The organism is Streptomyces sp. NPDC021093 (assembly GCF_044333135.1).
GTDB lineage: Bacteria > Actinomycetota > Actinomycetes > Streptomycetales > Streptomycetaceae > Streptomyces.
In genome coordinates, this window is record NZ_JBIRQJ010000001.1 from 902,755 (window position 1) to 916,941 (window position 14,187).

Genomic DNA, 14,187 nt, shown 5'->3' on the forward strand with positions numbered 1-14,187 from the left:
TCCCGGCCCGCGGCTAGGCGACCGCACGTATCCGTTCGAGCGCCAGCTGGAACGCGGTCGGATCGACCTTCAGCGCACCGCTGAACGGGAGGTTGAACTCGTACACGATCAGCAGCATCACACCCACCGTCAGGCTGAGACAGAACACCACCCCCGAGTGGATCCGCAGACTGCTGATCCCGAACAGGTACACGAACCCCACCGTCACGGCCGCCCCGATCAGCAGCGCCACCCACAGCAGGGCCGGTACCCCCGCCGTGGCTGCCTCGTTCACCCGCTCCCGCCGCGCGTCGCCCAGCTGGGCGACCGCCTCAAGCGCCGTCCCGTAGCGCACCTCGTCCGCGCCGGTCCTCGGCTGCCGGGTGTTGATGAAGTCCCGCAGCGCCGTGAAGAGTGCCCAGGCCTCCGGACTGGCCCGCTGCTCGCTCAGCAGCGGCCACTCGACCTCCACCACGGTCACCGTGTACTTCTCGGTGAGGCCTTCGAGCGTGGCCTGCTCGGGGGCGGGCAGTGACCGCCCGTACCAGGCGATCTGGAGCAGGGCGTTGGTCTCGGTGTACGTGTTGGCATGGGCTTGCGAGCGGGTGTCCCACACCCCGACGACGACCAGCGCGAGGACCACTGCGTAGATCACGCCGATCTCCGCGTAGACGAAGCCCAGGACGTCGTTGTGCGGTTTCCGCTTCGCCAGCGGGACGATCCGGGTGATTCCGAAGACGAGCCCCGTCGCGAGCAAGGAGGCGAGGGACAGCAGCAGGATCCCGAGCAGCGGCATGACTCCATGGTGCGGAGCCCCGGAACGGTGATCCATTCCCCGGCCGGGTGACACCCGACGCCCGACCGGGGAACGCACGTACTGCCGACTGCCAGGCGAGCTAATGCTCCGTTGACGCCGGCGGGTGGGGGACGGCCATGCAGCCCTGCGGTCAGATGTGCTGTCCCGGTACGTCGGAAACAGGTGGCCTGCCCCGGGCGGGCGGTGGCCGTGAGGCGAGCCGTTGCTGCAGTTCCCCGTGGGCGAACTCGTAGCTCGCCCCGGACTGCCGGAGCACACCGTGATCGTGGGCGTCGTCGAGGAAGCGCATCAGGCGCCAGGGCAGGCGAGTGCGCAGCGCAAGCCACCATCGCGCGACGGTGAAGCGCCCGTACGCCGCCCGGAGGAACCCGAACGCCAGCCCCACCGCGACGGCGTTGGCGAGCCCGACTCCCAGCCCGAACGCGAGGTCGTCCCCTGGCCCCGGCGGGAATCGGGGGCCCAGGCCCGTGCTCACCCCGACTGCGAGGCCTCCCACGATTCCCGTCGCCCAGAAGGTCCGGCGGTCGCCGGCCAGGGAGACCGCCGGGTCGGCCACTGCCGTGGTGTCCGCCGGCGCCGCCTCCAGACCGCCCGCGAGGCTGCCCAGGACGGTGGTGACGACGGCGAGGAGCAGCCCACGGGCCGGGCCCGCCTGCAGGCCGGCCGCGAGTCCCATGGTGAGCCCGGCGACCAGCCCCGTCACGAGCCCCGCCCACGACCAGTGGAACCCGCTCGCAGGCTTGACGTGCCGGGCGAGCGCGGCGGCGACTCCGGCACCGAGCCCGAGCCCCAGCCCGTTGATGAGAGGAGCGGCCGGGACGACTTCGGGCCGTCCCGTGAGCACGGCGGCGAACCCTCCCGCGAACCCTCCGACGAGTCCCGCCCGAAACCCGCCCATGGAGCCGACCGCGATGCACGCGGCCAGTGCCCCGGTCAGCGAGGGCCCGACTCCTTGCACCGCGCCGAACAGGAGCATGGCCAGCAGGGTGCCGAGAACACCACCGAGGAGACCCCCGCCGAGCGCGAAGGCCATGCCCGACCCGGTGCCGAACAGCCGCCGCCCGACGAGCCCGGCGCCGACCGCCGCGATCAGCCCGATCCCGGCCGAGGCGGGGATCCGCAGCCCGTGGACGCCCAGTCCTGTCGCGACGGCCCCGACGAGCAGCCCGGACAGCACCCGGGGCGCGGCACCCGCCAGCCGCCACCAGCCGAGGTCCGTGCTGCCGCCGAGCCGTTCCCCGAGGTCACGGGCGAGGAAGGTGAGCCACCGCAACGCCCGTTCGGCCGCCCCTGGTTCCAGTCGGTACGCGGCGGGGACGAAGCCGTCCAGGAGATGTTCCCGGACGTCACGGGGCGTGCGGAAGGTCTCCTGGAGGAGTTCGGCGGGACGGCGCGGAAGTCCGGACAGCGCCTCTCCCGGCCGGGGGTTGTAGATGACGCGGGCCATGCAGACCATGAGCGGCGTGTTCAGGGTGCGTGCCACCGGACAGGCGGAATCGGCCCGGATCACGGCGAGCACCTCGTCCCAGCGGGCGGCGCCGGTCGGCCCACCCGCCGTGGACCTCAGATGCGCGGCCACCTGCTCGATGCGCAGCGGCCGCAGCTCGACCCCTGCCGCGCCCGCCACCTCGACCTCGTGGATGCCTCCGGACGGCCGTACCGCAGCCCGGAACTCGGCGCTGCGAGAGGCGAGGACCAGGCCCTGGCCGCCGCGCAGGGCGTCGTTGACACGGCCGACGGCCAGGCCTCGTACGCCGGCGGGCAGTTCGTCGAACCCGTCCAGCAAGGTGAACACGAACCCCTCGTCCAGCAACGCCCGGGCCACCGTGCGGCGCCCGTGGAGACGGCCTGGCACCTTGCGGTTCAGCCCGGTGAAGTCGACGGTGAGCCGCTGCTCCAGCCAGGTGCGGAGGTCCTGGTGCACGGGGTCCCAGGAAGAGAGGGAGAAGAGGACGGGCACCGGTGCACCGGGCGTGCGGCGGGCGATCAGGTCGAGCACCAGCCGTACCAGCAGGATGGTCTTGCCCGCACCCCGCTCGCCGAGTACGACCAGCCGCCCGGTCGGGACCCGGCCGATGACGTCGGCCAACCGCCCTTCACCGGCGAGTCCGCCGGGGCCGTCGGCCCAGGAGCCCCCGCCGGGCGGCCCCGGCCAGCCCGCCCCCGTCCTCGCCAGGGCGACCAGGTCGGGCCAGCCCTGAACCAGCCCGGGGTCCACGGGTTCCCAGCGCACGGACAGGGGCGCCGGGTCGCCCAGCATGCGCCGCAGCGACTCCTTCTCCCACAGGCCGTGCACCGCCGTCGCCAGATCGTCCGCGCGGGACGCCAACGACGGTTGCTTCCGCCCGAAGAACTGGAACCGAATGTCACGGCCCGCCATGTAGACCCGGCCGTGCCCGCTGGCAGCCGCCCGCTGACCGATGTCGCCCCGCTGCTCACCGCGGGCGGTCCAGTCCCTGTGGCGCTCTCCTCCTTCGCTCATTGGCGTGGGGCCGGGCTCTACGGACCGTCGTTGACATGGAGGTCCCCGGCAGCCAGATAGTTCCTGCCGTGGTCCATGGCGATCGCCCGCATCTCGATGTTCGTGACGCGTTCCCGCTCCTGCCGCGGCAGCAACGGAGTCAGCTCCTCGTCGAGTACGCGCCGCAATTCCGCTTCCAGCGCCGCGTTCTGACGCAGCAGACGACCGAGTCGTCGCTCCCATTCGGCGGCCAGCCCCTCCTCCGCCCGGCTGTCGCCGTCCTGCTGCGCGCGGACGGCCAGGACGTCATCGCGCAGTTCGGTGAGCTCCGCCTCGATCGTCTGGGCCCGTTCCGGGTGCACCCGTTGCCACAGCGCGACGATGCCGTCCCGCGCCCGCTGCCATCCGTCGGTGGCCATCGCTCCCACCAACGCCGTGGCCGCCACCACCGCGATGGGTTCCATCCGTCCTCCCACGCTCGTCGCACGACTGGAGGACCAGCGTGACGCCTCCGATCCGCGTACGGCAATGGCCAACCGGTACCGACCCTGGGCCGGACACCACGCGACCCACGGAAGCGGGTGGACTCGGCACACCTCCCCGATACGGGGGAGTGGGCGTATCGCGGGTGTATCGCGGGCGTATCGATGAACGCATACGCCGCCGCAACAGTCTCCTGCCTTCCCTGGAGGCACGGACCACAGCAGTCCGTGCAGGGGCACGGTGGGTGCCCCGGCTTCGGAAGACGATGACGATGACGATGACGAGAAGGAGCATGTCGTGCCCTGTGAGAATGTTCGTCCGCCGCTGAGGCGGGCCGGTCTGGCGGCCGGTGTCGTCATGCTGATGATGGCTCACGCCGGGCCTGCCGCCGCCGCCCCGGAGCAGGTCGGGAGCGTGCAGAAGGCGATGGAGGAGCTGGCCGGGGTTCCGGGGGTTGTGGGGGTCGTCGGCGGGGCCTACGTCGACGGGAGATCCGTCGGGCTGGGCAGCGCTGGCTCCCGGTTGCTGGACGGCCGGGGCGGCAGGATACCCGCGAACGCCCGCTTCCGGATCTGGTCACAGACCAAGCAGATGGTGGCCACCGTGGTGCTGCAACTGGTCGAGAAGGGCGAGTTGGGTGTGGACGACAAGCTGGGGGACCTGCTGCCGGAGGTGGTGGAGAAGGATCTGGTGACGCGGGCCGACGAGATCACGGTACGGCAGATGCTCCGGCACACCTCCGGCATTCCCGACTGGTACGCAGGCAAGCCGAACCCGGACGGGAGCGAGGGAGACCCCTCGTTCGACGTGTTCGACTTCACGACCCACAACCGGCCGCTGGATCTGGTGAGATGGAGCCGTGATCGGCCCCGGACCGGGGACCCGGGCGAGAAGTGGTCCTATTCCAACACCAATTACACCCTCCTCGGCATGATCATCGAGAGGTTGACCGGCCACGACCTGGCCACCGAGCTGCACAAGCGCCTGTTCGGCCCGCTCAAGATGACCAGGACCTATCTCATGGTCAAGCCGCCGGACGGCGTCGAGGGGCCGCACGGCCACGGCTACTACCCCGACGCCCGGGGCAGGCTGCGCGACGTCGACCGGTTCAACGCCAGCCTCGCCGGTGCGGGCGCCGGAGGAGTGGTCTCCACCACGCACGACGTGAGCGTCTTCAACCGGGCGTTCACCCAGGGCAAACTGCTGCCGCCGGAACTCCAGCGCATCCTGACCGACCGGCTGCCCGACGCCCCGAACCCCCGGGGCAGCGGCCGCAGCCGTTGCGGCGACGACTTCTACATCGTGGGCGGGGCGGCCCCCGGTTCCATCGCCATGACCTTCTACTCGGCAGACGGCCGTCGCCAGCTCGCGATGTCGTTCACCCTGAGCGTCAAGCCCAGCGCCGTGGAGCTTGACGTGAGCAAGGCGGTGGAGACCGTCTTCTGCCCACCCTCCTCAGCGGCGGCTCCGCGCCCCTCGGCCCGCGCCAGTGGGTGAGGGCGAGGGCGTCCGGTTACGGGGGACAGGGCACTGGTTCACAGCACTTCGACGATGCCCCACGGGGCGCAGAGGTCGTTGAGCCACCGGTCGGGAAGTTCCCCGTTCCACCGCGCTGCCAGGGCGAAGCGGGGGCGGGCGGTCGACAGCCTTTCCAGGGCGATCAGCGACACCGGGTGCGCGAGGAGCTCGTGCCGACCGTGCCTGGCGGTCGCGGACTGGGGCCCGTACTCCGCGTACAGCCGTACCAGCCGCTCCTGGTACCGGTTCACGAACTCCTCCAGCCGCTCCGGGTACCCCTCCCGCTCCTCCGCAGGGATCACCGACCACAGGACGGGCAGCACTTCCTCGGTCATCCCGTCGTCGAAACGCACATGCACCGCGAACGCGGCGTACGACCGCACCGCGACCGCCAGCACCGCGTCCGCATCGCCCTCCCGCACATCCTCCGCCGCCCGGTCCACCACATTGCTGGTGTACGCATCCGTGCTCATTCCGTGCTCCTCCTGGTCGTGCCCGCTGCCCACCGCATGCCCAACCGGTCGAGTCTTTCCCACCGTTCGTCGGTGAGCCTGCCCACCCTCTTGCGCATGTTGTCGAGAACCATGCCCACTACCGCCCGGCATGTGCGCGAGATGGTGGGACACCGAGAGGGCATTGGCCGACGCTATCGGGACTGCACGCCGTGCGTGGCTCGATGGGTGGGTGAGGTTCAACTGCGTTTGCCGGGTGCCGCGTTGGGGGAGGCCTTGCAGGCTGTGCAGGCGTGCGGCGCAACGGACCGCCCCCGAGGCGCTGTTGGACTGGTTCGCTCGGGAAGCGCAGGTGGCGGCGGGACGTATGGGCCGACCCGGCCCGTACCGGTGCTGCAGGACGTGACGGGCGTACCGGATTTGCGAGATGTGTCGGACATGCGAGATGTGCGGGGCGTGCGAGATGTGCTGGGCGTGCGAGATGGGCTCGGTGCGCGAGAACTGCCGGATGCGCCGCCCGGCTCCGTATCGCCGCCGACGGCATCCGCGGGACGGACCCTGCTCCGGACCCGGGTGGTGTCGCGAGTTCCGAGACCGTTGCCGCCACCCGCGCTCCGAGCCTCCGGGCCAGGGGGCTGCGTGGAGGGCGGCGGTCTTGGCGTCCGGGACGACCGGTTGCATCGCCTCGGCGAAGGCGCGATCGGTGTGACTCTTCGCTGAGGGCAGCCGCCGTGCCCCGGAGGCTCGGATCCCGGACGTTCGTATCCCAGTCGTTCGTATCCCGGGCGGCGCGGCCGCCGGAGCTCACCCGCCGCATCCGCAGCCGCCGCATCCGCCCCCGTTCCCGCAGGAGGACGAGCTCCCGTCGCACGAGGAGTCACTGTCGGACGACGCACTCCGGCCGGGCGCCCAACCGCCGCAGCCCGCCACCGCGCCGCCCGCGACCCAGCTCTCGCCCTCGCCCCGTCGCGGTGTACTCGGCGAGCGCCTGCCGGGATTCCGTACGGCCCTGTTCCTGACCTTCTCGACGACGACGATCAAGAGCACCAGGAGCGCTGTCGCCACGAGCCCCACGAGCCAGATCCCCGCCACGGATCTCACCGTCCTCCTGGTTTCCCCCGCCCCCGGGACGGTGGTGCTCCCCCTCGCACGCGCGAGGGCACACCGACGGTCCCAGAGCGCACCCGGGCAAGTCCAGGTTCGCGCGCAGCCCCATGAAGGGGACTACGTCCCGCCCGTGCCGGTCGTCGCTCCGCGCCCGTGGGACGACCTGGCCGGTCGTGTCCGCCGATGCGGTAGCGGATCCGGGGCGCCGCGGTCTCCCGCTGCGTGACTGAGGCGGGCTACGGAGGACGGGGTGCGGAGGACGGAGTACGGGCATTCGGCCGTCGCTGACGCATGGGGTCGTTCGCCCCGCCCTGCTGGTCCGTGGCCCCGCCCCGGTCCGACTGTCCACGGTCTCCGCTCCGCACGATCCCCTTGTCGTCGTTTGTCGTCGTTCAGCGTGCTGCTCTTCCTGTTGCTCTTCCTGCCGCTACGGGCGGTCGTCACGCGACGGCGCGCGGCTGACGGCACCGCCCCGGTGCCGCGACGTCTTCCCCGTCTCCGTCACCGGCCGGTCGTGCCGCAGGTCGTCGAAGAGCCGGGCCGACCTCTTGGCGTCCCACTTCAGCACGTTGCCCTTGGAGGTGGGGACGCCGATGCCGGACACCGGCACGTTGATCTGCTTGCCGTGTCCGCCCGCGACGCTCTGCACGGCCTGGAACATCCTGCTGAGATCGCGCAAGTTCGTGTCCTTGTCGACGATGAGCGTGTCGAGCCCGGCCTGCACGGCCGGACCGATCTCCAGCGGGTCGAAGAGGGTGTCGGGCCGGGCGGCCTGGTGGGCGAGGGTCGACAGGAACTTCTGCTGGTTCTTCGAACGGCCCAGATCGCCCTCCTTCTCCTGGTGCCGCTGGCGGACGAAGGCGAGCGCCTGCTTGCCGGTCAGGGTGTGACAGCCCTTGCGCAGGTCGGCGCCCGACTTCTCGTCCTTGATGTCCCGGTCCAGGCACATCCGAACACCGCCGATGGCGTCGACGATGTTCACGAACCCGGCGAAGCCGATCTCCGCATAGTGGTCGATGCGCAGCCCGGTGTTCTTCTCGACGGTGTGCACGAGCAGTTCGGGGCCGCCGTAGGCGAAGGAGGCGTTCAGTTTGTCCCCTTCGGGCCGCTTCGTCTTGCCCGTCGTCGTGTCGAGGCGGCCGGGCACGGTGATCCAGGAGTCGCGCGGCAGGCTGACCATGCTGGTGCCGTGGGCCCCGGTGTGCAGCAGCATCATCGAGTCGGTGCGTCGTCCGCCGCCCCCGCCGGCGTGCAGGTCCTTCACGGCGTCCGGGGAGAGCCCGTCGCGGCTGTCCGAGCCCACGAGGAGGTAGTTGGTGCCCTCGCCGGGCGGCGGACGGTCCGCGTACGTGCCGAGGTCGACGTCACGGTTGAGCCGGGTCTCGGCCCAGCCGTAGGTGCCGCCCGCCGCGACGGCCACAATGGCCAGCAGGACGAACACCGTTCGCCGCAGCCTCCTCCGCTTCTTCGGCTGCCGGGCGTGGGCGCGCCGGGGCCCGTAGTGCGAGCTGGGGCGTTCGGCGAACCGCTCGCGCGCGGCGGCGCCTTCCGGATCCGGGCGCCACAGTTCGCCCGTCACCCGCACCGGCCCCCGATCCACGGGACGGCTCCTGGCGTCGCCGCCCCAGCCCTCCTCTCCCGTGGGTGTGGTGCGTCCGGCCCGCCGGTCAAGCGGGTCTGTCATGGTCAACTCCCTTGGTCATGTCCCAGGTCCGACTCGCGCGGCCGCTCACCGGTTCCCCTCCCGTCCCCTCCTGTCCCCTCCGCACCCGGATCACTGCGACGACAGGCTCCGCCGCGGGGGCGGCGCGTCGAGCGGATCTCCGGACGTCGCCCCGGACGGCGCTTCGAGCAGATAGGGGTCGGCGGTTCCGGTGCGCTTCATGCTGTGCCACTTCAGTCGGGTGCCGAGCAGCGCCGTGGTCACGGAGTGGATGACCACCAGGTACATCAACTGCCGGTAGACGAACTGCTGGAGCGGCAGTACCCACAGCACGCGCAGCCGTTCGCGGTCGAGCCGCAGCGCGTACGCGGCGGTGACCAACTGGATGGAGAGGAACCCGAACCAGACGAGCGCGGCCTCCACCGGGTCGCGGAACAGCGCCCCGAACAGGGCGAACATGTCCACGACCGGTGCGCACAGCGGCAGCACGATCTGGAACAGCGAGACGTAGAGCAGCACCCGGCGGCCGAAGCGTCCGGCGGGACCGACCTCCGTCACCGCGTGGCGGTGCTTCCACATCGACTGGAGGGTTCCGTAGCACCAGCGGTAGCGCTGGCGCCACAACTGCCGCACGGTGCTGGGCACTTCGGTCCAGGCGACCGCGGACTCCTCGTAGACGACGCGCCAGCCGGCCCGCCAGAGCGCCATCGTGAGGTCGGTGTCCTCGGCCAGCGTCTCGTCGCTGACGCCGCCGACACCCATCAGCGCGTCCCTGCGGAAGGCGCCGATCGCCCCCGGCACCGTCGGCATGCACTCCAGGACCTCGAACATCCGCCGGTCGAGGTTGAAGCCGAGTACGTACTCCAGATGCTGCCATTTGCCCAGCAGACGGCGCCGGTTGCCGACCTTGGTGTTGCCGCTGACCGCACCGACCGCCGGGTGGGCGAGCGGCTGGACCAGCCGGGCCAGCGCCTCGGGTTCGAAGATGGTGTCCGCGTCGACCATGACGACGATGTCGTGCCGGGCGTGTGCCAGGCCGGTGTTGAGGGCGCTGGGCTTGCCGCCGTTGCGCTGCCGGATCACCGTCACCCGCGGGTCGTCGATGTCCTCGGCGATGTCCGCGGTGGCGTCGGACGAGCCGTCGTCGATCACGATGATCTGGAAGTGCGGGTACGTGGAGGCGAGCAGCGAGTACACGGTGGAGGCGATTCCGGCCTCCTCGTTGTACGCGGGTACGAGCACCGTCACCGGGTCCCGCACCTCGCGCAGCCGTGGTGCGCCGGGCCGGTACCGGTGCAGCCTGCGCACGTGGAGCCGGGCGAACACCGCGAACAGGAGCATCCGCAGGACGCCGAGCGCGCCCGTGAGGGTCAGCGTCCACACCATCACGGTGAGGAAGGCATGCCCGAACCGCTGCAACTGGATCAGGCCCTCGCCCTTGATCTTCTGGGCGACCCGGACCTCGTCGAGGAAGGAGGGACGTCCGAGGCCGCCGCTGACCGTGGTGAACTCCTTCACGCTGCGGTCCTGCAGCAGTTTCTCGGCTTCGCGCAGGCCCAGGTCGGTCTGGCTGTGCTGCGTCACCAGGCCACGCCACGGCTTGCGGTCCTTGTGGTCCGAGGCGACCACCAGGTACCCCTGCGCCGCCGCGTGCTCCGCGGCCGTCCACTCGGCGCCGCAGAGCGTGTCCGCGGCAGTGGTGTGCGGCAGCCGCAGCAGGGTGGTGTTGATGCCGGCCGCACCGGCGAGAGCGGCCTGGGTGAGCGACAGTTCGAGCCGTGCGCGCAGCGGTGAGGCGACACCGAGGTCGCCGCCGCTGTAGGTGTACGAGCCGATCTCGTGACCCTCCTGCACGATCCGCCGCGTCAGCTCCGGGTGCCGGGCCGCGTCCTTCCCGTAGACGAAGAAGGTCGCCCGTGCGTGGTGTCTGCGCAGCAGGTCGAGCAGGCGCGGCGTCCACACCGGGTCGGGCCCGCCGTCGAAGGTGAGCGCGACGGTACCCGGCGGCATGGCCGCGGTGGCCACCCCCTGCGGGCCGAACCGCAGCAGAGGCTTCCCGTCGTCCGCCTCGCGCGGGATCGGCCGGGTGCACGGCGGTTTGGTGCGCGCGGCGTCGACCTGGTGGGTCGTCCAGCCCTCGAAGAGGAGAGTGACGGCCACCACCAGGAGGACCAGCAGGAGGACGAGCCAGTGTCCGCGCGGTGGGCGGCGGACAGCGGACCGCCGGCTCACTGCCTCGGGCCTCCGGCCGACGGGACGGATCTGCCGGGCGGCGGGCGGTGGTGGTCGTCCCGGTCCCCGACGGCCCTGGCCGACGACCGGTCGGTCGCGGTCCGGCCGCTCTCGGTCCGGTCGGTCTGGGTCCGGTCGGTCTGGGCCCTGTCGCCTTCGGCTCGGTCCGGTGTGCCGTGACCGCGCTGCGACGTGCCGGTGTCCGGACCGGAAGGCGCCGTTACGCCCGTACTCGGCGGGTGCGTGCCGACGGGCTGCCGGAGTCCGCTGATCAGCGCGCCGACGAACAGCAGATACCCGAGGCAGGCGCAGCCCACGGCCAGCGCCACGCCTTGCAGCGTCCGCCTGCGCCAGCCCGACTGGTCGATGAAGACGGGGAGTTGGGGCGCGTCGGCCCGGGAACGCCGCGCCGCCGGATTCACGCGAGGCTCCGCCACCCGGTGCGGCACGCGTCGTGTCATGTCCAGCCCTGTGTGCTGGGCCGTGTGCTGCTCCCCGCGGGCAGGGGGTACGGGCGACGATCGCCCGTCGTGCGGTGTGCTGGCTATGTGGGGGGTGCCCTGCACTGGTTCTCCTGATCTGCGGCCGCGCACGCGCGACTCTTTGTCTGTGGGGTGACGGACCCGGGGGTCCGCTGTACTGCCCGTGAGACGTCGGAGCCGCATCCCGGTGCCCGGCACGCACGGAGGGGTCCCGTACGTGCGCATTGCGCATGCCGTGCGGCCTTCCCGGGTGGGGCCGGGAGGGCCACGTAGGCATGTGCCCCTCACAAGGGGCGGGAGGCCAGGGTGCGACCGTCAGCCGTCACGCAGCCCCCGACCCTACTCGGGCGCCCGAGCGACACGGCAACAGGCCCTCCCGGCCTTCGACACTGCTCCGCGTCCTGGAGGAACGGAGAGCCCGAGCACAACGGTGCGGGGTAACGATCACTCCGCTGATCTGGCGTTTTTGCGCTGGTTGGCATGGAAGCGCGCCTTCTTCTGACGATTCCCGCACGTGTTCATGTCGCACCATTTGCGGGTGCGGCTTTGGCTGGTGTCGAAGAAGGCGGCTTGGCAGGTTGGTGATGCGCACAAGGCCAATTTTCCGTCTCGTTCGCCCGCGATGATGCTGATCGCGTCGCTGGCGATCACGCCGAGGGCATCTTCCACGCAGGAAGCCGAGCCGAGCCGCCAGCGCCGCTTGCCCTCGGGCGTCAGGATCGCCGCGGCCCGCCCCTGAGCGCTGCGGTCATTGATGACTTGGACAGCAGGCGCAGGGAGAGCGTCCTGGATCGCGGCCGCCGTCGCGGCGGCGTGAATCGACTCCCGCAGTTCCCGAGCGAGGTCGAGCTGGGCAGTGGTGCAGGAGTCCACGGCGAGACCGTTCACTGCCAGCCAGTCGACGAGTCGGTGCGGCGTGGGAATGCGCTCCACAGCGCCGCCATGACGCTCCGTCAGAGTCGCGGTGAAGCTGGTCGCCAGCACGCTGCCGAGGCGAAAGTCAGGGAACTCAGGACGCATGGAACCACCTTAGCCGGTTGCCAGTCGGCAAGAAGGAGTGTTAGAACCGTCTTAGCCGGTTCGCGAAGGTCATGGCCGGTTCCGCGATGGCCAGGAGGTGTCATGCCCCGTCCCACCAGCGACGTGCAAGCATTCGAAACCCGCGCGACCGACGTTGACCTCGACGATCTGCGCGCGCGACTGGCCGCGGCGCGGCTGCCGGAGGTCGAGACGGTCCATCGCGCCGCGCCCGACTCCCGACGATGGGAACAGGGCGTTCCTCTCGCCGACCTCATCGATGTCGTGAACCACTGGCGCACCGGGTACAACTGGCGGTCGTTCGAAGAGCGCCTCAACCGAATCGGCCAGTTCCGCACGACCATCGACGATCTGGGAATCCACTTCCTGCACCGCCGATCCGCGCGGGCGGATGCCACTCCTCTGATCTTGACGCACGGGTGGCCGGGCAGCATTGCTGAGTTCATCGACGTAGTGGACGAGCTGGCAGATCCGAAAGACGCAGACGCGCCGGCGTTCCACGTCGTGGTCCCGTCGCTGCCAGGCTTTGGTTACAGCGACAAGCCGGCCACCACCGGGTGGGGAACCGAAAGGATCGCGGCCGCATGGGTGGAATTGATGGGAAGGCTCGGTTACGGCAAGTTCGTAGCCCACGGCGGCGACTGGGGAGGCAATATCACCACGGTTCTCGGCGGCAGGTTCCCGGCGCACATACTCGGCATCCACACAACGTTCGCGGAGGCACCGCCCGGGTTGACAACGGACGGGCTGACGGAGACCGAGCGTAAATGGACCGAGGAAACCCGCGATTTCTGGCGCCACCGCGCGGCGTACGCGAAGCAGCAGGCGACCCGGCCGCAGACGATCGGCTACTCGCTCGTCGATTCACCGGTCGGGCTTCTTGCCTGGATCCTCGACAAGTTCGCCGAGTGGTCGGACACCGAGGACAGCCCGTTCGAGACGATTTCCATGGACAGGGTTCTTGACGACGTCACCCTGTATTGGCTGACGCGGACCGGGGCATCGGCGGCCCGCATTTACTACGAAAGCCACAACTCGCTCGATCCCGAACTCCGGGTCGACGTCCCGTCAGCAATCACTGTGTATCCCCGCGACATCGAGAAGTATCCGCGTGTCTGGGCACAGGAGCGGTACCGACAGATCGTCCGATGGAACTCGCCCGAATCCGGGGGACATTTCCCGTCGTTGGAGGTTCCCGAGTATTTCGTCAAGGATCTGCAAGAGGGTCTCGCGGCAGTGCTGGCCGCCGATCGGTGAACGCGGCTCGGCGTTGTTCGGCATCCGATCACCGCCGGATCCGGCTCAAGGCGTTGCCCGACGGTTTCCACGAAGACTCCACCTCCGACGTGACCACCGGCCGTGCCCGGCTTGGGACCCGCCCTGGGAGCTGACTTCCTGGCCGCCACCGCAGGCGACATGACCAGGGGAGGACGGCCGCGATGACCAGGTGCTGAGCCGGTCGAACCGGTGCCGCCGCACACGGCGCGGGCCGTCGCCGCGACGAGTGCGGCGACGGCCCGTTCAGGACGGCGACATCAGCAGGGCTTGATGTACCAGGTACGGACGCCGATGGTCCTCTTGACCTTCTCGTCGGCGTACGGGGCCTTGGTGGTCAGGATCGTCTTCCTGTCGTGGTTCTTGAACTTTCCCTTGGTTCCCGACGTCTGGTTGTTGATGTAGCGGGTGGGGACCCACTTCCCGCTGATGTACCAGTTCTTGCAGTAGTAGAGGTCCTTCCACGTGTACTTCCCGGTGGAGGTGTTGCGCAACTGCACACACAGGGCGCCGGAGGGGCAGTTCTTCTGCACCGATACGTCGGCCGGCGCCGATGCCTCGGCAGGTGCGACGCCGCCGGCGCCCAGCGCCAGAGCCGCTGCACCGGCAACGGATACCGCAGCCGCTCGCCGCTTGATACTCGTCAATGCCATGACATGTCCTCGTTCTGTCAGCTCTGC

The 14,187-nt window shown here is 70.4% G+C and carries 11 protein-coding genes; 2 read left to right on the forward strand and 9 right to left on the reverse strand.

All coding sequences use genetic code 11. The features are described from left to right. Window positions 1–13 precede the first annotated feature (13 nt). From ACH4SP_RS04050 to ACH4SP_RS04060, 3 genes are all read right to left on the reverse strand, one after another. Entirely contained in the window at window positions 14–775 is a 762-nt protein-coding gene (locus ACH4SP_RS04050; RefSeq protein WP_398408950.1) for a hypothetical protein, read from the reverse strand. A gap of 151 nt (window positions 776–926) precedes the next feature. Next, on the reverse strand, window positions 927–3,278 hold the full coding sequence (locus tag ACH4SP_RS04055; protein WP_398408954.1) for a hypothetical protein: 2,352 nt from the start codon (window positions 3,276–3,278) through the stop codon (window positions 927–929). 17 nt (window positions 3,279–3,295) lie between these two features. Beyond that, window positions 3,296–3,721, reverse strand: coding sequence for a hypothetical protein (locus tag ACH4SP_RS04060; protein WP_398408955.1), 426 nt, complete (start codon window positions 3,719–3,721; stop codon window positions 3,296–3,298). A gap of 316 nt (window positions 3,722–4,037) precedes the next feature. Between ACH4SP_RS04060 and ACH4SP_RS04065 the strand changes: the two genes are divergently transcribed. Beyond that, window positions 4,038–5,237 carry a serine hydrolase domain-containing protein gene (locus ACH4SP_RS04065; protein ID WP_398408958.1) on the forward strand — a complete coding sequence of 400 codons (1,200 nt, stop codon included), beginning with the start codon at window positions 4,038–4,040 and terminating at the stop codon, window positions 5,235–5,237. A gap of 38 nt (window positions 5,238–5,275) precedes the next feature. Here ACH4SP_RS04065 and ACH4SP_RS04070 read toward each other — a convergent pair whose 3' ends face one another. The 5 genes from ACH4SP_RS04070 to ACH4SP_RS04090 form a co-directional block, all read right to left on the reverse strand. Continuing rightward, window positions 5,276–5,731 (reverse strand): hypothetical protein, encoded by a 456-nt coding sequence (locus ACH4SP_RS04070; protein ID WP_398408960.1) that lies wholly within the window; start codon window positions 5,729–5,731, stop codon window positions 5,276–5,278. A gap of 1,513 nt (window positions 5,732–7,244) precedes the next feature. Beyond that, window positions 7,245–8,501 carry an LCP family protein gene (locus ACH4SP_RS04075; protein WP_398408962.1) on the reverse strand — a complete coding sequence of 419 codons (1,257 nt, stop codon included), beginning with the start codon at window positions 8,499–8,501 and terminating at the stop codon, window positions 7,245–7,247. A gap of 90 nt (window positions 8,502–8,591) precedes the next feature. Further along, a complete protein-coding gene (locus ACH4SP_RS04080; protein WP_398408964.1) occupies window positions 8,592–10,712 on the reverse strand; it encodes a bifunctional polysaccharide deacetylase/glycosyltransferase family 2 protein in 2,121 nt (706 codons plus the stop codon). Further along, a complete protein-coding gene (locus ACH4SP_RS04085) occupies window positions 10,709–11,173 on the reverse strand; it encodes a hypothetical protein (protein ID WP_398408966.1) in 465 nt (154 codons plus the stop codon). Before ACH4SP_RS04085 ends, ACH4SP_RS04080 begins: the two co-directional genes overlap by 4 nt. Before the next feature lie 465 nt (window positions 11,174–11,638). After that, window positions 11,639–12,214 (reverse strand): CGNR zinc finger domain-containing protein, encoded by a 576-nt coding sequence (locus ACH4SP_RS04090; RefSeq protein WP_398408968.1) that lies wholly within the window; start codon window positions 12,212–12,214, stop codon window positions 11,639–11,641. Window positions 12,215–12,316: 102 nt separating this feature from the next. Here ACH4SP_RS04090 and ACH4SP_RS04095 point away from each other — a divergent pair, with 102 nt between their 5' ends. Beyond that, on the forward strand, window positions 12,317–13,489 hold the full coding sequence (locus tag ACH4SP_RS04095) for an epoxide hydrolase family protein (RefSeq protein ID WP_398408970.1): 1,173 nt from the start codon (window positions 12,317–12,319) through the stop codon (window positions 13,487–13,489). A 278-nt stretch (window positions 13,490–13,767) separates the two neighbouring features. Here ACH4SP_RS04095 and ACH4SP_RS04100 read toward each other — a convergent pair whose 3' ends face one another. Then, the gene (locus tag ACH4SP_RS04100) at window positions 13,768–14,160 is read right to left on the reverse strand and encodes a hypothetical protein (RefSeq protein WP_398408973.1); all 393 of its coding nucleotides are present in this window, start codon (window positions 14,158–14,160) and stop codon (window positions 13,768–13,770) included. Window positions 14,161–14,187 lie beyond the last annotated feature (27 nt).

What these genes read in the sequence shown, in the direction of transcription:
- ACH4SP_RS04050 (WP_398408950.1), bottom strand. Translation starts at nt 775, where the DNA reads ATGCCGCTGCTCGGGATCCTGCTGCTGTCCCTCGCCTCCTTGCTCGCG.
- ACH4SP_RS04070 (WP_398408960.1), bottom strand. Translation starts at nt 5,731, where the DNA reads ATGAGCACGGATGCGTACACCAGCAATGTGGTGGACCGGGCGGCGGAG.
- ACH4SP_RS04095 (WP_398408970.1), top strand. Translation starts at nt 12,317, where the DNA reads ATGCCCCGTCCCACCAGCGACGTGCAAGCATTCGAAACCCGCGCGACC.
- ACH4SP_RS04085 (WP_398408966.1), bottom strand. Translation starts at nt 11,173, where the DNA reads ATGACACGACGCGTGCCGCACCGGGTGGCGGAGCCTCGCGTGAATCCG.
- ACH4SP_RS04075 (WP_398408962.1), bottom strand. Translation starts at nt 8,501, where the DNA reads ATGACAGACCCGCTTGACCGGCGGGCCGGACGCACCACACCCACGGGA.
- ACH4SP_RS04090 (WP_398408968.1), bottom strand. Translation starts at nt 12,214, where the DNA reads ATGCGTCCTGAGTTCCCTGACTTTCGCCTCGGCAGCGTGCTGGCGACC.
- ACH4SP_RS04100 (WP_398408973.1), bottom strand. Translation starts at nt 14,160, where the DNA reads ATGGCATTGACGAGTATCAAGCGGCGAGCGGCTGCGGTATCCGTTGCC.
- ACH4SP_RS04060 (WP_398408955.1), bottom strand. Translation starts at nt 3,721, where the DNA reads ATGGAACCCATCGCGGTGGTGGCGGCCACGGCGTTGGTGGGAGCGATG.
- ACH4SP_RS04055 (WP_398408954.1), bottom strand. Translation starts at nt 3,278, where the DNA reads ATGAGCGAAGGAGGAGAGCGCCACAGGGACTGGACCGCCCGCGGTGAG.